Genomic DNA, 18,368 nt, shown 5'->3' on the forward strand with positions numbered 1-18,368 from the left:
TTTGGCTGTGTTTTTCTTGGTCGTTAAACATCCTACCCAAAAAGCGCTCTTCTCTTACTCCCACAACGGCTCAACAACGAACCCACACCCACGAAAACAGCAATAGCGCCTTTTTTACCTGGACCGTTTCGATGGTGGCACAGTATTTCGGTGCATCATGATAAGCCCTGGAAAGATATTCCCGGGGCGCATAGAGGGTGAAGGAGAGATAAGGTTCCAGCAGTTGCGTCCCTGATTCCTTCAATGCCTGTTCCAATACAATCGGGGCCAATGAGCGGAAGTCCGCCGGCGTGCTGACCGGACTGTAATAAAGCCCGTATTCAAAGCAAATCTTACAGTCCGTTACGTTCCAGCCGAACAAGCCCTGCTCCAGCCCGTAACGGATACCATCCCTGACAGCGTTTTGAAAACTCTGGTTCAAGTATCCCAGCGAAACCCGGCTCTCGTATTGTACACCGGAGCCAAGCGGGAGTGGTGTAACAGACAGTCCGATGGATGCCCAAAACGGGTTGGGCGGCACCTCGATATGGATGGTGTGGCTGGCTGCTTTGAGCGGCCGCTCCATATAAATGACGGTGGGTTCCTTTACCACTGTTTCAAGCTTGTATTTTTCCGACAGCAAAGCGGAAACAACCTCCAACTGCACCCGGCCCAAAAAAGAAAGAATGATCTCATGGGTGATGGAATCCACCTCGCAGCGCAAAAGCGGGTCAGTATCCGCAAGTTGCGTAAGAGCGTCCAGCAGCCGTTCTCTTTGCGCTGCCGTTTTCGGCGCAATCGACGTCCGCAGCATGGGGAGGGGGTCCTCACGCCACCTTTTACGAGGGAGCCGGGTTGGGTCCCCTAATACATCGTTTAACCTCACGCTGTCGCTGGGAAGGATAACAATTTCACCCGGATAAGCGGTGTCTGTCCGAACAATTTCCCCTTTGGATGGAATACGCATCTCTGTGATTTTCAGCTTTTCTCTCCCGGCCAGGGCCACCGTATCCCGCAGGCGCAGCGTTCCGCTGTATAGCCGTAGATAGACACGCCGCTGGCCGCAATCTGTATACTCCACCTTGAAAACGCTGCCGCATAGGGCGGCGCTCCCCTGTTCCCCAATCGGTTGGAACAGCCCTGTCACCGCATCCATCAACGGTTGAATGCCAAGGCCCTTTTTGGCGCTGCCATAATAGACCGGGAACAGGGAGGCGTCTTGAACCCGCCGCTGTTCCTCCCGCACAAGTTTTTCCCGGCTGATTGGTTCTCCTGCGATATACTTTTCCAATAATTTATCGTTATTTTCGATGACCGCATCCCATGCTTCTATGTCGGTATTTTCCTCCAGGACTATTTCCGGGGACAGCGACACCGTCTGCTTGATGATAATATCGGCGGAGAGCTTATCCCGAACAGACTGAACCACGCTCTGCAAATCAACGCCAGCCTGGTCGATCTTGTTGATAAAGATAACGGTGGGAATGTTCATTTTCCGCAGGGCATGGAACAGAATACGGGTCTGGGCCTGCACGCCATCTTTAGCGGAGATCACCAAGATGGCCCCATCTAAAACAGCCAAAGAGCGGTACACCTCCGCCAAAAAATCCATGTGGCCGGGCGTATCCACAATGTTGACTTTACATCTGTGCCACTGGAAGGAAGTGACTGCCGCTTGAATGGTAATCCCACGCTGCCGCTCCAAAAACATGGTGTCCGTCCTCGTTGTCCCTTTTTCGACGCTCCCCGGTTCTGAAATGGCTCCGCTGGCATATAGCAGGCTCTCCGTCAAGGTCGTCTTTCCAGCGTCTACATGGGCAAGAATTCCAATATTGATTATTTTCATGTGATTGTCCTCCCTTTACTGCCCCGAAGGGCATAAAATCCCCAGCAGTAAAATACTTTTACCACTGGGGATGATAATTTGCGGACATACACATATACAGCATACACCTGTTTGTGAGTGCTGTTTTTGGGGATATGTCAAAATTGATAAGGCAAAAGTATTCTTAAATTGGGTACAAAAAACTAAGCTCCTACAAAAGGGACTATCATAATCCTTTGTTCCCACTATTTGATTATAGTTTTATTTAAGAATACCTTGCCGCATATTTTTTACTCCTTTTCTGGAATTGAATTATTATATCACATCAGTTTTAGGAAAACAAGTATCTAAAAGAAATTTTTCTTCTGAGTTCTCAAACCACCAAACACAGCCAGCGAACACACCGGGAACCAACCCCAGCCGCTCACCAACCAGCAGAAAGATGAATAACTTACACGAACCCCAACCAAAACGCAAACCCACCCCAACCACACACCCACAAAACCCAACAAACACAACACATCCACCGGCGTGTCGCAACCACGCTACGCCCACGTCATACAACTCGACCCACTCCCCACAGCCGCACTAAACTGGGCCTCACTACGACGCCTCACACATGCGAGCGCCGCCGCTGCAGCCCATATTCGGCAGCGGTCCATTCCAGGGACGGGGCATCATGCCTGCAACACCAGCGTCATCATTCGGATTGCCCAACAACGGGTTTGTGCCTGTGGCCACGATTTCTCCGGCGAGCACCGTCGCCGACCCCGCGCACAACGCCGAGCTCTACTACGAGGGGCTGCAGCGAGCGGCCACACTCGGCGCGAAGGTCATGAACGACCCGCAGGCCATCGACTCCCTCGCCGATCAGGCCTATGACCAGCTACGTTCCGGAAAACGCTACGACATCCCGAAACTTCAGGAGTATATGAAGCGGATGGAGCGCGATCATGACAGCCAATGATTCCGGTTCCATCGTCAAGGACCTGTTCGGCATCGCGGACTGCGAGCTGACGGGCACCGAGGAGACGATCGACAAGGGCAAGCGGGTCAAGAACATACGGCTCGCGTACTGCGGTCCGGTGCCCGAGGCTTGCGGGGTTTGCGGCGGAAAGACGTACAGCCACGGCAGACGCGCGCTCAAAATCGCGGACACCCCCATGGGAGGCGTACCAACCCGCCTGATCATCGAGTTTCCCCGAAGGCGTTGCAGCCAGTGCAACGACATCTGGCAGCCCGACATCGACGGCGTGAACCAGAAACGCATGATGACCTCGCGCGCCTACGCGGACATTGCGCAACGTTCCCTGCGCACCACGTTCCGCGACGTGGCCGTCGACTACGCGTTGACCCATGTGACCGTCAAGAACGTGTTCGAGGAATACATCCGCGACTATGACGAGAAGCTGCGGTTCCGCACGCCCGCATTCCTCGGCATCGACGAGATCAAGATCAAGCGCATCGGAGAGGTCACCGTCATCACCGACCTCGAACACCGCACGCTCTACGACATGCTCAACGGCCGAAACCAAAGGACCCTCACAGAATACTTCATGAACATGCCCGACAGGGACAAGGTCATGTGGGTGTGCTCGGACATGTATCGGCCATTCGAGAAAAGCATCGCCACGGCCATGCCGAACGCACGCTGGGCCATCGACCACTTCCACGTCGTCATGAAGGCCAACGAAGCCGTCGACTCCGTGAGACGGTCCCTGCAAACGACCATGACCAAGAAGGACCGCATCAAAACCAAGCGCGGACTTGCCTACACGCTCAAAACCCGACGTCGCGACCTCACAGGCGAGGAGGCCGAGAAAATACGCCTGCTGCGCGGCGTCGACGAGCTCAAGCCCCTCGCCACGGCCTTCGACGTCAAGGAGGACTTCTTCGACATCTGGGACGAGAACCCCACATCGAAACGCAACGCCCAGAAAGCGTTCCAAACATGGGAGAACAACATTCCCGAAGGCGAATTGTTCGACTCGTTCAGAACCCTCGCCAAAACGGTACGCAACTTCTACACCCAGATCTTCCAATACTGGGACTGCCCCATAGCCATAAGCAACGGCTACACCGAATGCGCCAACAGACTCATACGCGAATCCAACATGAAAGGACGCGGATACTCCTTTGAAACGTTGCGGGGAAGAAGCCTGTACCGAAAGACCAACCTCCTCAACATCATCAACAGCGGCGGCATAAGCATCGGTCCCCGAATCCTCACCAAAGGCGCGCTGTTCACCACCGAAGCGGAAGACGAGAGCAACGAGGAAGACGAATGGGAGCCGTTCCCCGAACCTGAATACGAGGTGGACGAAACCACCGGCGAGATACTCAACTAACGGTAAATCTCTGGTTGAAACGGAAACACGTCTCAAACGATTTTCAACCAGACGGTTCCTTCTGGAACTTAGAGGATGAACGTTCTTCGAAACCCGTCATTCAACCAGAGATTTTACATACCCAAAAATGCCGACTATGGCGCAGCGGAAGCCTACCTCACATTTGAGCATGACGAGTTTACCATGAAGCCCACCCTTGATGGAAACGGGCGACGTGCCTCACGTTTTTTGAGCGCGTAGGGTAGAATTGTTCACGAGTTTTATGGTATAATTTGAATACGAAAATTAAGCAACAAATCGGAATTGACAGAGGTAATGAAATGTTTGAAGAATTAGGAATTAGTTTTGGCACAGCACTATAATCGTCTTACTTGCATTATATTTTATAATTAAGTGGGCGGTCAAAAATGGAATAAAAGAAGCCTATAGGGATATTACAGGGAAAGTCACTACCGAGGATATTGAGGCAGAACAAATATGTAACGAAGAGGAAAAATAGTTAATAAAGAGAGGTGCATATGCTATGCCAGGTATACTTGTGGTTGAAGATGATGAAAATTTAAATCGTGGAATTACATTTTCACTGAAAAAATCCGGATATGAGGTTTTTTCAGCAGAATCAGTGAAAAAAGCGAAAAGAATTGCAAGTGATAATAATGTGGATGTTGCCATTTGTGATGTGAATCTTCCGGATGGAAACGGATTAGAGCTTGTCAGATGGATGCGGAATTGTCAAAATGTATATATTATCTGTCTTACCGCGTTGGATCAGGAGACAGATCAGGTCATGGGATATGAAGCCGGTGCGGACGATTATATGACGAAACCGTTCAGCCTTTCCGTACTTCTTCTGAAAATCGAGGCTCATTTCCGCCGCAGAAAGAATGAACCCGGAACTCCAAAAATTCATTCAAAGGATATCGTGTTTATCCCCGGAGAGATGAGGGCGTTCGTAAAGGAAAGAGAAATAAGCCTTACGAAGAATGAACTGAAAATGCTGTCCTTTTTTCTTCAAAACCCGAAACAGATTCTTTCAAAAACACAGCTGTTAGAAAACGTGTTTGATCTGGATGGTGATTTTATGGATGAAAACACGGTAGCTGTGAACATCAGAAGGCTTCGGAAGAAAATCGAAGAGGATCCGGCGGCTCCGGTCTATATTAAAAACATCCGCGGGCTTGGGTATATATGGAATCAGGAGGTAAGTCAGTGACGAAACGACATCGTAAAAAGTGGGTTGATGCCTTGTCACTGGTGCTGCCGGTTCTACTCTTTTTTGCAGTATTGAACTGCTTTACCACCTATTTATATTATCAGGATTATCAATGTAAAATGGATATCCTGACAGAAGTTGCGGCGGGCGCAGAGACCACCGGCATGGATGTTGCCGCAGGATGGCTGAAAGGAAACGACCATCAAGCCAATGAACAAGGTAAGCAATTATTAGAGCAATACGGGTACTGGGAAAACAAAGGGACTTCGTTTTATGTGCGCTTCCGGCAGAATATCATGATAACCGGCTGTACAAGCGCAGTGCTATGTCTGTCTTTGCTAACGTTCCTGTTTTACCGGAAGAAAGCTGAGGCGAAAGAAAGTCGGAAACGATTGGAGCAGCTAGAGCAAATCCTGATTGCATTTCGGGAAAATCACTTTGAGGTAGTGCCGGACACAGAAGATCATGTCTGGCAGGAAAGACTGAAATTTCAGCTTGAAGCAATCGGACATCATATCCAGCTGCTGCAAGAGGAAGCCAGAGCGGAGAAGGAAAGCACAAAGGAAATGGTATCCGACATTTCCCATCAGCTGAAAACCCCGGTTGCAGCCTTGGATACCTGCTTTAGCATATTGCTGCGGAACAATCTGAGTGAGACGGAGCAACAGGAATTTCGCATCCGCTGCCGGAGTGCATTGGACGGATTGGAAACATTGTTGCAGTCTCTGCTGGAAATATCCAAACTGGAGACAGGTTTGATTCAGCTTGATCAGAAAACACTTCCCATTATGGATACGATCATCTCCGCAGTAAACCGAACGTATCCAAAGGCAGCGGAGAAAGGGATAGAACTTATTTTCGACTGCAACGAATCACTGGAGCATTGTGCACTCATGCAGGATAAACGTTGGCTTGGAGAAGCAATCATTAACGTTTTGGACAATGCCATCAAATACAGCCCAGAACATTCAAAAATCACGATCCGTCTACAAAAAAGAACCGGCTTTGTGAGAATTGAGATCGAGGATCAGGGAATCGGAATCCCGCAGAGTGAATACCATAAAATATTCCAGCGGTTTTACAGAGGGACTGCGCCGGAAGTCCGCGAAAAGAGCGGAACTGGCATCGGTCTGTATCTGTCCAGACAGATTATTGAGCAGCATGGTGGGACAATCACGGTAGCCTCCGGCAAAGTCAGAAAAGGAAGTACCTTTTTGATTCAGCTGCCGGAGAATGGACTTTCGTAGAGATGATGAGCAGAAGTCTTTCAAATCTGTAAGACTTCTGCTCTCTTTTTGAAAGTGAAATGAAAGGTTCCTTTGATACAATGCTGGTAAATAAGAAAAGGAGGCCATTGGAGTGGGCGTGATATTAGAAACCAAGCAGCTTTGCAAATTTTATGGGACGGGGGAAAATCAGGTCAAAGCCGTCAATCATGTGAATATCCAGATTCAACAGGGAGAATTTGTCGCCATTGTCGGAAAATCCGGCTCCGGAAAAAGTACCCTGCTGCATATGCTGGGCGGGCTGGATACACCAACCAGCGGCAGCGTGATCTTGTCTGACAAGGACCTGTATTCCATGAAGGAGGATCAGCTTGCCGTTTTCCGGAGAAGAAAGATCGGATTTGTATTTCAGGCATTCAATCTGGTATCCTCCATCAATGTGTGGGAAAATATCGTTCTTCCGTTGGGGCTTGACGGAAAAAAAGTGGATAAAGCTTATGTCAATGATATTATCACCACACTGGGTCTTGAACACCGGATTCATAATCTTCCGAATACCCTCTCCGGAGGACAGCAGCAGCGCGTTGCGATTGCAAGAGCCTTGGTAAACAGACCGGAGATTTTGTTTGCGGACGAGCCAACCGGAAATCTTGATTCCAAGACAAGTGACGAGGTGATCGCGCTGCTGAAAATGAGCGCAAAAAAATATGGACAGACGATTGTAATGATTACCCATGATGATGAGATCGCGCAGGTTGCTGACCGTATTTTAGTCATCGAGGATGGACAGGTGGTGGATTTCAATTGAGGACGATCAGCAAAATTGCATTCAGCAACGACAAAAGAAATCGGACAAGAAGTGTCCTCATTATGACGGCGATTTGCCTGACTACCATGCTTCTGGTCATTATCAGTACAATTGGAAATGGACTGATCCTCTTACAGAAGGATCAGGCTGCAAGCTCATACGGAAGCAACTACGGCCTGTTTATCGCCGCAGATGGTACGCAATTAAAAGAAGTGGAACGCAGAGCTGAGATATCTGATATCGGCATCATGTGTACGGAGGGCATCCTGAAAGGAAATGAGAATGGCGGCTTTGTCAGTGCGGATGAAACGGTCAGGAAAATGCTTCCCTATAATCAGGAATATGTGTTGAAGGAAGGTACCTATCCGGAAAAGGCGCAGGAAATTGCCGCAGGACGCGCTTTCTTTGATGCAGTGGGATACCATGATGTAAAGGTCGGAGACACCGTAACATTGGAGTACCGTTCCGGCATGCAGTCGGAATACGCACCGATGGAATTTACTGTCAGCGGGCTTTTATATGACCGGGATGAATATACCATCGAGGCTTCCTATGTTGTATTCGGTTCGCAGGATTTTTATAATGAGCGTGTTGCGGAGGGTGACAGGCAATATAATATCTATTTTACCTTGAGCGATTCTGCAAATGTATCTATGAATAATGTTGCGCCTGTTATAAAAGAAATCGCGGATTCCTGCGGCATTGACCAGAAAAACGTGATCATCAATGACCTCTACCTGCAGTGGGTATTGCAGCCGAGCTATGAAATGATTGTGGTTTGTGGAACCCTGATCCTCGGAATCGTGCTGTTTTCCGTTGTGGTCATTTATAATATCTTCCAGGTCGGGATCGCCCAGAAGGTTCAGGAGTACGGAAAAATCAAGGCGCTGGGTGCAACCAGAAAGCAGATGAAGCAGTTGATCTTTCGTGAGGGCATTCTTCTGGCGGTTCCTTCGATACCGCTGGGGCTGCTGTTTGGTTTCCTGATTGCAAACGTCAGCTTCAACTGGCTGGTGGAGCAGGGAAATCTGGTATCGTCCGGAATCAAGAACCATCAGGTGCCTCTGTTTTCACTGACAATTATGCTCATCTGCATTTTTGTATCGTTTCTTACGGTCGTTTTGGCTCTGCGCAAACCCATGAAAATTGTTTCCCGGATTTCACCCATCGAAGCGACACGGTATCTTGACGGCTCCAAAACGCAAAAACAGGGCAGACGAAAAGGCAGAAAAGATGTCACCGTTTTCTCCATGGCAATGGCAAATGTGACAGGCAATCCGAAAAGAACCATTGCTACGATTCTTACCATGGGGCTTTCCTGTGTATTGTTTGTAATTATCTCTAATTATGTTGGGAATATTGACACGGAGCACGAGGCGCGGATTGCAATCAACCATGGACAATTTGAGTTGCAGCTGGATTATTCCCAGAATTATGATGAAGCCTATTCGGAGAATAATCTGGACACAATCCTACAGAACAACCCACTGAATGATTCTTTGATTAAAGAAATCAAATCCATCCCCGGTGTAACGGATGTACTGACGAGAGAAATCGTCTCTGCAGATCTGAACGGAACAAAATTTCCGGTTGCAATCGTAAATCAAGAGGATTTTGAAATGATGCGCGGGGATGGCGATATCGGTTCCATGGACTATGCACAGGCTGTCAAAAACGGGGATGTTTTCTTTGGCTGGTCCAAGTGGATGGAAGCTGACGGGTATTCTGCGGGTGCACCGATTACATTCAACTTTGACAACGGAAGTGAAACCTATACCTATCAGGGAAAGATTGCAGGATCCTTTGTAAGCGCGGACACTTATCTTGTCATTCCGGAAGGTGTATACCGTTCCATGAATCCGAGGGGAACAGCCTATGGATATCTGTGGGTGGACTGTGATAAAAAAGATGTGGCATCTGTAGAGCAAAGCCTGAATGACCTGCTCTCCGATACTTCTCATATCAAGCTGAACACCTATCACGCAGAATTGCAAACCGCAGAATACGCAAGCCGTATGATGAAGCTTGGCTGCTATCTGTTCATGGCAATTGTCGGTCTCATTGGGTTTATGAATCTGGCAAACACCATGATCATCAATATCATCACGAAGAAGCAGGAATACGGTGTGCTGCAAGCGGTAGGCATGACCAATAAGCAGTTGAATCTGAGCTTACAAATACAGGGCTTGATTTTTACGGTTGGCACCATCTGCGTCGCACTTGCTGCCGGTCTGCCCCTTGGCTATGCACTGTTTTCCTATGCGAAGCATAATGGGATTTTTGGAATGAACGTTTATCACGTTCCTCTTATCCCGATTCTTGTTATGATTCTTCTGGTTGGTATTCTACAAATTGTGCTTTCCTGTGTTTTAAGCAGTAATCTGAAAAAGGAAACGCTGGTAGAAAGAATAAGGTATCAGGGATAGCAAGTAATATGTAATGAACTAGGTCTTAACGAAGAGGAGAAATAGATAACTTCCGATTTGTCGAACTGATAAAATCCCTTTAGGAACTAAAGGGCGCACTTCTATACTCCCCTGTCGGAAGTATCGTGCGTCCTGCGGAGCTTCATTCCCGGTCGGCAGAAGAAAACTGCATGACCGAGAATGTTGCGTCACTTCGTTCCGTCAAGGTGGCTACACCCCCTTGCGCCGCTAATGCGGCTATCCCCTGTGGACTTGCCGTCCGCAAACAGCATAAAATGCTGTTCGCCGCCAGCAAGTTTGGAAAAACAAATACCGAAAATCAGACCGTTGACTGGTCGCACTATGCGAAAAGTCGGCGGTCTTTTTTTATCCCCAAAATCAAAAAAGGAGGTCAAGCACAATGACAAAACCGAAAACCCTTGAACAGCTCCGAGCCGAAAAGGAACGAGCCGAGACGCAGCTTGCGCAGGAACAGCACAAGCTGGAGCGTCTGGAGAATCGAAAGAAGTATCTGGAGAAAGGCGAACGCACCAAGCGCACCCACCGCCTTTGCAATCTGGGCGGCACGATTGAGAGCCTTGCCCCGGAGGTCAAAGATCTCACACGCACCGAAATGACAGAGCTGATGGAGTACATCTTTTCTCTGGCAGAAGTCCAGCGAGCCGTCCACCATATGGCGATTACCCACATCAGCCAAGCAAACAGAGAAAAGGAGTTGAAAGTCGATGGCACTATTTCATCTGAGCGTCACGCAGACTAAACGAAGCGCAGGACAGTCCGCTATTGCTTCTGCCGCCTACCGAGCCGGGGAGCGATTGTATAGCGAGTATTACGGCGAATACAGCGACTACACACGCAAGGGCGGCGTGATCTGCTCTGACATTCTCCTGCCGTCCCATGCACCGCCCGAATACGCAGACCGCCAGACGCTATGGAACGCCGTGGAAAAAGCCGAGCGTGGAAAGAACGCCCAGCTTGCATACAGCTTTGACATTGCCTTGCAGAATGAATTTTCCCTTGAGGAAAACATCGCTCTTGCAAGGCAATTTTTGTTGGAGAACTTTGTGAGCCGGGGCATGGTGGTTGACTTCGCCGTACACCAGCCAGACCGGGAGGACGGCGGCATACCAAATCCGCATTTTCATGTGCTTTGCCCCATCCGCCCCATCGAGCAGAACGGCAAATGGGGGCTAAAGCAACGCCGGGTGTACGAGCTGGACGAGGACGGCAACCGTATCCGGGACGCAGACGGAAAGTTTGTGTTCAACGCCGTTCCCACTACCGACTGGGGCAGTCCCGAAACGCTGGAATACTGGCGGCAGACATGGGCGGAGCTATGCAACGCCAAGTTTGCGGAAAAGGGGCTTGACGTTCGTATCGACCACCGAAGCTATGAGCGTCAGGGCGTGGAGCTTCTTCCCACCGTCCATGATGGCGCAACCGTCCGGGCAATGGAGAAGAAAGGCATACGCACCGAGAAAGGCGAGTTCAACCGCTGGATCAGAGCCACCAACGCCGTTATCCGGGACATCAAGAAGAAAATCGCTCTCCTGTTTGATTGGATTGCCGAAGCAAAAGCGGAGCTTGCCAAGCCGCAGGCACCCGACCTTGTTTCTCTGCTGAACGCCTATTACACCCAGCGCAGAGCCGGGGCGTATTCGCAGAAAGGCAAGGTCAGCAATCTAAAGGAGATGAACGAGACTTTCAATTATCTCCGGGCAAACGACATTTACTCCCTTGAAGATTTGGAACACCGTGTCAGCGAACACAGTGCTGCCACAGAGAGCTTGAAGAAAACGCTGGACGAACAGACCGCCCGAATGAAAGCAATTAAGCAGCTCTATGACAGCTCCGCTGCTTTCCAGAGCTTGAAGCCTATCTATGACGGCTTGCAGAAAATCAAGTTTGAGAAGCCCAGAGCCAAGTACAAGGCAGAGCATGAAGCGGAACTGAAACAGTTCTACGCCGCCAGACGAAAGCTGACCGGAGAGTTCCCGGACGGTAAGGTGGATATGAAAAAGCTGTCCGCAGAGTATGACGCTCTGGAACAGGCGCATGAAACCACCTACGGCGAGTTTAAGACCGTCAGAGACGATTTACACCGCCTTTGGAAGGTCAAGTCATGCGTAGATACTGCCGCCCGATTTAACGAGCGTACAGAGGAACAAAAGCTCCAAAATCGACCCCAAACACGACACAAAAAGGAGGATATATCCCGATGAAAAAATACGACTGGAAGAACGAATACAACCCCATCCGCAGAACGGCAAAACGCCTTTTGAGCGGAGAGCCTTTGACCGATGGCAGACCGCTTTCCAATCTAATTGAGCTGGACGAACACACCCGGAAATGCCTTGCCTTTGAAGCCACCCTCACCGACCGTCAGATTGATATGTTGCAGGATTTGGGCTATCTGCCCGTTACCACAAGACAGTACGGTGAGGAATGTGCAAACTGCCCCTATACGCTGGACGAGCGTGAGCATGGCGTTTGCAGACGATGCGCTGTTTTCAAGAAGTAAGGAGGACGCTCATGCAGTACACCCAAGCACAGATTGACCGGGCAAACGCCGTCAGTCTGGAAGATTTTCTCCGCACACAGGGAGAAACGCTTATCAAAAGCGGACGGGAATACCGCTGGAAAGAGCATGACAGTCTGACCGTCCGAGGAAACAAATGGTTTCGCCACAGCCAGAGTAAGGGCGGCTATCCCATTGATTTTGTCATGGAGTTTTACGGAAAGTCCTTTCCCGAAGCCGTCCAGCTCCTGATCGGCGAAAGCGGCGAGGGACAGAGCGAAGCCAGCACAGCACCGCCCACAGCGTTTCACTTGCCCTTGCACAACAGAACAGCCGACAGAGCAATTCAATATCTTTGCGAAAGCCGAGGTCTCAACAAAATGCTTGTTGAGGCTTTTCTTCTTTCCGGGGATATTTACGAAGACGCAAAGCGGCAAAATGTTGTGTTTGTTGGCAGAGACCGAAGTGGTACGCCGAGATACGCCCATGTGCGAGGAACGGCAGACCCATTCAGACAGGACATTGCCGGGTCTGACAAGTCCTATCCGTTCCGATACGAGGGCAACGGCAACCAGCTCTTTGTCTTTGAAGCGCCGATTGACCTGTTATCGTTCATCTGCCTTTATCCGCAGGACTGGCAGACAAGGAGCTATCTTGCCCTGGGCGGCGTTTCGGGCAAAGCCCTTGACCGTTTTCTTTCTGAACGCAAGGACACCCGAAAAGTATTCCTCTGCCTTGACAGCGACACCGCAGGAAGTGAAGCCTGCTCCCGACTGGCACAGTCCATTCCCGGCGAGATCGCCGTCATTCGCCTTGTCCCGGCAAGGAAAGACTGGAACGATGTTCTCCGTCAGCAAGGGGACATTCCCAGCCGCAAATTCATAGCCGAGACAATCACGCTGCGAGAGCTGCCCACCGCCCAGCCTGTCCCAATGCTCCGCATGGCAGATGTGGAGCTGACGAGCGTGGATTGGCTATGGTTTCCGTATATCCCCTTTGGAAAGCTGACGATCATACAGGGCAACCCCGGTGAGGGCAAGACCTACTTTGCCATGCGTCTTGCGGCGGCTTGCACCAACCGAAAGCCTTTACCCGGTATGGAGAAACTTGAGCCTTTCAATATCATCTATCAGACCGCAGAGGACGGTTTGGGCGATACCGTTAAGCCCCGGCTGATGGAAGCGGACGCAGACCTTGAACGAGTGCTTGTCATTGACGATAGAGACACGCCGCTGACTCTTGCCGATGAGCGCATAGCAAGGGCAATCCGTGAGAACAACGCAAGGCTGGTTATCATTGACCCGGTACAGGCGTTTCTGGGCGCAGATGTGGACATGAACCGGGCAAACGAGGTGCGCCCAATATTCCGCAGTCTGGGAGACATTGCACAGGCTACCGGGTGCGCTATCGTGCTGATTGGACACCTCAACAAAGCCGCAGGAACGCAAAGCACCTACCGGGGATTGGGGTCTATCGACATTACGGCGGCAGTCCGCAGTCTGCTGTTTATTGGCAAGCTGAAAGACAGTCCCACAACAAGGGTGCTTATCCATGAGAAAAGCTCCCTTGCGCCGCCCGGACAGTCCCTTGCCTTTTCTCTGGGAGACGAGAAAGGCTTTGAATGGATAGGAGCTTATGACATTACCGCTGACGAGCTTCTTGCCGGGACAGACACCGCCAAGACCGAAAGCAAGACCGCACAGGCGCAAATGCTCATTCTGGAACTGCTTGCAGATGGAAAGCGTATGCCGAGCGCAGAGCTGGAAAAGGCAGTCAATGAGCGTGGGATTTCCTCACGCACCATGAGAACGGCAAAGAGCCGTATCGGGGACAGACTTGTGACCGAGAAAGACGGCACAGCATGGGTCTGCTATCTCCGAGATTGACAACAGGAACACGGCAAGCGTGGCAAAGACGGCAAGGTTTTTATAGATACCTTAATGTTGCCGCCTTGCCTTGTTCCCTCATACCGACACCGCCCGATGATGAACAGTCACCGGGCATTTTTCATTTACAGGAGGATTTTGAATGAACAATACCGCAACCAACACCGCCACTTGCCCTACTGTCAGAAAGCAGATTGGCAAGACAACCTATATCGTCCGTGTGCATTTCAGCCAGACCGCAAAAGAGACAATGGAGGACAAAATCAAGCGTCTGCTCCGTGAGGAAGTCCGCAAAATGTGACTTCTTTGTGAATTTGATGAAAAAGTCCTTGACTTTTCGTCTCTGGCAAGACGGCAAAAAGCATTTTAATTTCCTGCGGTGCGCGGCTGGCTCCCTTTGACATCCCGCAGCTTCGTGAAGTCATGGCCTATGACGAATTGGAGCTTGACCGCATCGGAGATCGGAAAACAGCGGTATTCTTCATCATTTCCGATACCACGCAGACCTACAACTTTTTAGTGGCGCTTGCATTTTCGCAGATGTTCAACCTCCTGTGTGAACGGGCGGACAATGTTCACGGTGGCCGCCTGCCGCACCATGTACGGGTGCTGTGGGACGAGGCAGCCAACACGGGACAGGTGCCCCAGCTCGAAAAGCTGGTCGCGGTTATCCGCTCCCGCGAGGTGAGTCTTTGCCTGCTGTATCAGCAGTTGGCACAGTGCAAGGCCATTTACGATAAACACGCTGAGATAATCCTCGGCAACATGGACAGTGTGGTGTTCCTCGGTGGCCGCGAAGCCAGCACCATCAAGGAAATATCTGAGAACTGGCTGGGAAAAGCCACAATCAGTATGCAGACCGACAGCCGCTCCCGTGGCCAGTCGGAAAGCTATAGTCAAAACACCCAGCGGCTGGGCCGGGAACTAATGACCCCAGCCGAACTTGCAACCATGCCGGGAGACAAATGTATTTTGCAACTTCGGGGCCTGCCCCCATTCTTCTCTCCCAAGTATGATCTGAAACGGCATCCGAACTACCGCTATACGGCGGAGGCCGATAAACAGAAAAACGCTTTTGACCTCGACAGGCTCATTAACCGCCGCAGGCGGCCCGGTCTGAACGAGGCGTGTACGATGTATGAGGTGACTGTGCCGGACGATGCACTCACGGATGAGGACGAGGACATCCTCAACTATGATGACATCGACGATCCAGACGCCTTTGCATAAAGGCTTCGAGACAAAGTGTCCCGAAGTTTGTAACCTTCCGCCTGCATGGGCGGCTTTTTTGTTTTTTCGGATTTTTCAAAAACAGTTCCGCTTCACACCCTGTTTTTCTCCTATTAGTGAGAGGACACCATACACAGAAAGGAGGTCTGTCGACCATGAAACGATACAACACACCGCACCGCAGCCGGGTAGTCAAAACACGCATGACCGAGGAAGAATACGCCGAGTTTGCAGAAAGGCTTTCTGCCTACAACATGAGCCAAGCCGAGTTTATCCGGCAAGCCATAACCGGGGCAGCCATACGCCCCATCATAACCGTTTCTCCCGTCAATGATGAGCTGCTTGCCGCTGTTGGGAAGCTGACCGCCGAATACGGCAGGATCGGCGGCAACTTAAACCAGATAGCCCGGACGCTGAACGAGTGGCACAGCCCCTACCCGCAGCTTGCCGGGGAGGTACGGGCGGCGGTTTCCGACCTTGCTGCCCTAAAGTTTGAAATCTTGCAGAAAGTGGGTGACGCTGTTGGCAACATTCAAACATATCAGCTCTAAAAATTCCTTCCAGCAAAATCGACGCCGGTGCCGCCCGTCTTCGAGACGACGTCTTACGCCTGAGGAACGAAGCTTGCGCGCGGCACCAGCTCGGTCGTCAGCAGGATGTGACGACGCACCCGCCGCTCATGCTTCAACCCATCAATCAAGGTGGAGAACGCCATACGGGCCAACTCCCTTTGATCGATCGCATACGAACTCAGCGACGGCGACGTGTACCGGGCGATTGACTGGTTGTTCACACTCACCACGGCCAACTCGTCGGGAACCGCCACGCGCAGTGCGTTCAACGCCTGCAACGCCCCCACCGCAAGCACGTCGGCGGCCACGATCAGACCATCGGGCATGCTGCCGGCCTCACGATGATCGGCCACCAGTTGCTCCGCGAGACGATAGCCGTTCTCCACGGTGAACGTGCCGGACGAATACACCAATCCGTCCGTTTCCAATCCCAAGTGCGCAGCCCACTGGCGGAACGACAGTTCGCGTATGTCCTCGGGATAGTCATGCGTGCCCATGATGCTGCCCACGCCACCGAGAAACGCGATGCGTCTGCGGCCTGCCGCGATCATCGCGTCCAAGGCATCCAGCATCGTCTGCGACAGATCGGGCCGTACGGAGTCGAACAGGTGCGGTGCCGGATTCGTGTCGATGCACACGCCATGTGGGAGCGCCGCATGCAGGGCGCGCAGGTCTGTTTCGGGAAACACCGTGGCGCCCACGGTGATGAACCCATCGAACTCCGCTGCGCGTTCCGTCAGCTCGTGTATGGACCGGATGAACGTGGGCTGGTCCAATTCCATCGACTCCGCACACTCCGCAAGAACCTTCCGCAGATCGGCGAAGTACGCGTCCTGCAATTCCTCCCCGGACGGAGGCGCATCCAACACTGCGATCGCGGGACGGAACACATTGCGGTATCCCATCTCCTCACACACGCGCAGCACACGCCGACGCGTCTCCTCCTTGATGGAGAACGACGGGTCGTTCAGCAAGCGCGACACCGTGCTCTGCGACACCCCGGCCCGTTCCGCGACTTCCTTGAGCGTGGCCATGACATCCTCCCCGCAAACTTTAGTAAAGGGTTTTACTACACAGCATAGCCCAGAAACCGCAGGATGGCGGCACCTTTGCAGCAAGGCAATGACCCGACCTGATAGACTGTCCGTGACCCCTCAGGGGGGCAATGCATAGGCGGTGGATACGCAAAGTGTCCATCGCCTTTTCTTCGGCCATACAGGGACGTCTGAATACTCAGCGAACAGAGGCTCACGGTTTTCTCCTCGCAACCATTGATTGTTGTCATCTAAAGATGACAGTTTGTCAACAGGGGTCGCGAGATACCCAAGTGGACGGTTATATTTGACCTAACCTATTTGCAAAGAAGCATCAATGAAGGAAGGAGCTACCTCATTCTTCATATTCCATTCCATCAATGAAAGACATAATTAGGAGAAGGAATTGATCATGAAAAAGGATATGTTTTTAAAACGACTGGCATCTGTTGCGGCAAGCATAATCGCGCTATTCACAGTTGTCTCAATGTCGGGGTCCGCATATGCGGCAGATTTGACGAGCGTCGACGCAATCGTTCAGGTTGCACCTGAAGTATTGCAGGGAGAAGCCACAGATCCTCTAGAGCATTATGGAATGACCATAATTCACTCTAGAGAAAATCAAAGTACCTTTGCCGCAGCTAACATCCAGACTCAGTGCATCAGTAAGAATATGCACATGACTTGGTATGGTCTCAAAGCAGGCAAATGCAAATATGCCGATCAGAGCGGCGCAGTCTTTACTGTTTTTGACATGACCAGCGGAACACCTATTGCTAGAGTAGATTTAGCTAAGGTGAATGCGGTTTCCGGCGACGAGGTTAGCCTCAAGTGCATTGCCAGTGTAGCCAGTTTTGTTTTGTCTTTATATCCTCCTGCAAGTACTGTAGTTGGATGGGTCAAATATGGTTTCCTGGCATATATGGGCCTTGTTGGAATTAAAACAGCATGCTGAAATATATACACATTGTTTGTGATCTATTCTTTTTCATCTTGTTCATTACCTACGATAATTATCTTATGTCCATAATCGCCCTTTTGCTTTTACTGAGTGAGCTGATATCTCTCATTAAGGAAAAGGTTAGACAAAACAAGTTTAAGAACAATGGCAATATATAACTGTTCAACCAGCAATATTGTTTCAATACACGGTGGGTTTTAGAAGTACTTCTAAAACCCACCTTTTTAGAGGCTTCTGCTGTTTTCGTGGGTTAGGTTCTTGGTTGGGGTAGGTGTATGTCGAGTCCTCCGCATCGGAGCATGATCAGGGCGATGAGGTTGTTCACGTGGTGGAAGCCGTAGG

16 protein-coding genes and 2 pseudogenes are annotated in these 18,368 nt (G+C 50.8%); 16 read left to right on the plus strand and 2 right to left on the minus strand.

Translation table 11 applies throughout. The features are described 5' to 3' along the window. Nucleotides 1–91: 91 nt before the first annotated feature. Nucleotides 92–1,825 (minus strand): annotated as a pseudogene (gene tet / locus AC1AYR_RS11425) (TetM/TetW/TetO/TetS family tetracycline resistance ribosomal protection protein); the annotation flags it as partial. A gap of 712 nt (nucleotides 1,826–2,537) precedes the next feature. On the opposite strand from tet, the gene AC1AYR_RS11430 reads away from it, so the two are divergent. From AC1AYR_RS11430 to AC1AYR_RS11500, 15 genes and pseudogenes are all read left to right on the plus strand, one after another. Further along, nucleotides 2,538–2,771, plus strand: coding sequence for a hypothetical protein (locus AC1AYR_RS11430; RefSeq protein ID WP_163231257.1), 234 nt, complete (start codon nucleotides 2,538–2,540; stop codon nucleotides 2,769–2,771). Then, the gene (locus AC1AYR_RS11435) at nucleotides 2,758–4,152 is read left to right on the plus strand and encodes an ISL3 family transposase (protein WP_054321422.1); all 1,395 of its coding nucleotides are present in this window, start codon (nucleotides 2,758–2,760) and stop codon (nucleotides 4,150–4,152) included. Before AC1AYR_RS11430 ends, AC1AYR_RS11435 begins: the two co-directional genes overlap by 14 nt. A 361-nt stretch (nucleotides 4,153–4,513) precedes the next feature. Then, nucleotides 4,514–4,651: a DUF6019 family protein gene (locus AC1AYR_RS11440; protein WP_476512675.1), complete on the plus strand. Its 138-nt coding sequence runs from the start codon at nucleotides 4,514–4,516 to the stop codon at nucleotides 4,649–4,651. 39 nt (nucleotides 4,652–4,690) lie between these two features. Beyond that, nucleotides 4,691–5,365: a response regulator transcription factor gene (locus AC1AYR_RS11445; RefSeq protein WP_206430962.1), complete on the plus strand. Its 675-nt coding sequence runs from the start codon at nucleotides 4,691–4,693 to the stop codon at nucleotides 5,363–5,365. Further along, nucleotides 5,362–6,612 carry a sensor histidine kinase gene (locus AC1AYR_RS11450; RefSeq protein ID WP_202962063.1) on the plus strand — a complete coding sequence of 417 codons (1,251 nt, stop codon included), beginning with the start codon at nucleotides 5,362–5,364 and terminating at the stop codon, nucleotides 6,610–6,612. Before AC1AYR_RS11445 ends, AC1AYR_RS11450 begins: the two co-directional genes overlap by 4 nt. Nucleotides 6,613–6,724: 112 nt before the next feature. After that, the gene (locus tag AC1AYR_RS11455; RefSeq protein WP_109056626.1) at nucleotides 6,725–7,399 is read left to right on the plus strand and encodes an ABC transporter ATP-binding protein; all 675 of its coding nucleotides are present in this window, start codon (nucleotides 6,725–6,727) and stop codon (nucleotides 7,397–7,399) included. A gap of 86 nt (nucleotides 7,400–7,485) precedes the next feature. Next, nucleotides 7,486–9,825, plus strand: a complete 2,340-nt coding sequence (locus AC1AYR_RS11460) for an ABC transporter permease (protein ID WP_204314893.1) — start codon at nucleotides 7,486–7,488, stop codon at nucleotides 9,823–9,825. Between the two features lie 170 nt (nucleotides 9,826–9,995). Continuing rightward, nucleotides 9,996–10,229: a hypothetical protein gene (locus AC1AYR_RS11465; protein WP_084686030.1), complete on the plus strand. Its 234-nt coding sequence runs from the start codon at nucleotides 9,996–9,998 to the stop codon at nucleotides 10,227–10,229. Further along, nucleotides 10,226–10,585: a DUF3847 domain-containing protein gene (locus AC1AYR_RS11470; RefSeq protein WP_034526285.1), complete on the plus strand. Its 360-nt coding sequence runs from the start codon at nucleotides 10,226–10,228 to the stop codon at nucleotides 10,583–10,585. The genes AC1AYR_RS11465 and AC1AYR_RS11470 overlap by 4 nt, the downstream gene beginning before the upstream one ends. Beyond that, the gene (gene mobQ / locus AC1AYR_RS11475) at nucleotides 10,551–12,047 is read left to right on the plus strand and encodes a MobQ family relaxase (protein ID WP_033495402.1); all 1,497 of its coding nucleotides are present in this window, start codon (nucleotides 10,551–10,553) and stop codon (nucleotides 12,045–12,047) included. Before AC1AYR_RS11470 ends, mobQ begins: the two co-directional genes overlap by 35 nt. Next, nucleotides 12,044–12,346 (plus strand): hypothetical protein, encoded by a 303-nt coding sequence (locus AC1AYR_RS11480; RefSeq protein WP_033495400.1) that lies wholly within the window; start codon nucleotides 12,044–12,046, stop codon nucleotides 12,344–12,346. The genes mobQ and AC1AYR_RS11480 overlap by 4 nt, the downstream gene beginning before the upstream one ends. An 11-nt stretch (nucleotides 12,347–12,357) precedes the next feature. After that, entirely contained in the window at nucleotides 12,358–14,229 is a 1,872-nt protein-coding gene (locus AC1AYR_RS11485; protein ID WP_109056363.1) for an AAA family ATPase, read from the plus strand. A 142-nt stretch (nucleotides 14,230–14,371) separates the two neighbouring features. After that, nucleotides 14,372–14,530, plus strand: a complete 159-nt coding sequence (locus AC1AYR_RS11490; protein ID WP_006428300.1) for a transposon-encoded TnpW family protein — start codon at nucleotides 14,372–14,374, stop codon at nucleotides 14,528–14,530. 50 nt (nucleotides 14,531–14,580) lie between these two features. After that, a pseudogene (locus AC1AYR_RS11495) lies at nucleotides 14,581–15,459 on the plus strand (VirD4-like conjugal transfer protein, CD1115 family); the annotation flags it as partial. 155 nt (nucleotides 15,460–15,614) lie between these two features. Continuing rightward, the gene (locus tag AC1AYR_RS11500) at nucleotides 15,615–16,010 is read left to right on the plus strand and encodes a plasmid mobilization protein (protein WP_109056364.1); all 396 of its coding nucleotides are present in this window, start codon (nucleotides 15,615–15,617) and stop codon (nucleotides 16,008–16,010) included. A gap of 53 nt (nucleotides 16,011–16,063) precedes the next feature. Here the strand turns inward: AC1AYR_RS11500 and AC1AYR_RS11505 are convergent, their stop codons facing one another. Then, nucleotides 16,064–17,065: a LacI family DNA-binding transcriptional regulator gene (locus AC1AYR_RS11505; RefSeq protein WP_109056365.1), complete on the minus strand. Its 1,002-nt coding sequence runs from the start codon at nucleotides 17,063–17,065 to the stop codon at nucleotides 16,064–16,066. 412 nt (nucleotides 17,066–17,477) lie between these two features. On the opposite strand from AC1AYR_RS11505, the gene AC1AYR_RS11510 reads away from it, so the two are divergent. Beyond that, entirely contained in the window at nucleotides 17,478–18,020 is a 543-nt protein-coding gene (locus tag AC1AYR_RS11510; protein WP_109056366.1) for a hypothetical protein, read from the plus strand. The last annotated feature ends 348 nt before the right edge of the window (nucleotides 18,021–18,368 follow it).

This window comes from Bifidobacterium sp. LH_417 (assembly GCF_056357035.1).

Excerpts from the sequence above, each read along its gene's own strand:
- AC1AYR_RS11435 (WP_054321422.1), top strand. The coding sequence starts at position 2,758 with ATGACAGCCAATGATTCCGGTTCCATCGTCAAGGACCTGTTCGGCATC.
- AC1AYR_RS11460 (WP_204314893.1), top strand. The coding sequence starts at position 7,486 with ATGCTTCTGGTCATTATCAGTACAATTGGAAATGGACTGATCCTCTTA.
- AC1AYR_RS11465 (WP_084686030.1), top strand. The coding sequence starts at position 9,996 with ATGACCGAGAATGTTGCGTCACTTCGTTCCGTCAAGGTGGCTACACCC.
- AC1AYR_RS11470 (WP_034526285.1), top strand. The coding sequence starts at position 10,226 with ATGACAAAACCGAAAACCCTTGAACAGCTCCGAGCCGAAAAGGAACGA.
- mobQ (WP_033495402.1), top strand. The coding sequence starts at position 10,551 with ATGGCACTATTTCATCTGAGCGTCACGCAGACTAAACGAAGCGCAGGA.
- AC1AYR_RS11480 (WP_033495400.1), top strand. The coding sequence starts at position 12,044 with ATGAAAAAATACGACTGGAAGAACGAATACAACCCCATCCGCAGAACG.
- AC1AYR_RS11485 (WP_109056363.1), top strand. The coding sequence starts at position 12,358 with ATGCAGTACACCCAAGCACAGATTGACCGGGCAAACGCCGTCAGTCTG.
- AC1AYR_RS11490 (WP_006428300.1), top strand. The coding sequence starts at position 14,372 with ATGAACAATACCGCAACCAACACCGCCACTTGCCCTACTGTCAGAAAG.
- AC1AYR_RS11500 (WP_109056364.1), top strand. The coding sequence starts at position 15,615 with ATGAAACGATACAACACACCGCACCGCAGCCGGGTAGTCAAAACACGC.
- AC1AYR_RS11505 (WP_109056365.1), bottom strand. The coding sequence starts at position 17,065 with ATGGCCACGCTCAAGGAAGTCGCGGAACGGGCCGGGGTGTCGCAGAGC.
- AC1AYR_RS11510 (WP_109056366.1), top strand. The coding sequence starts at position 17,478 with ATGAAAAAGGATATGTTTTTAAAACGACTGGCATCTGTTGCGGCAAGC.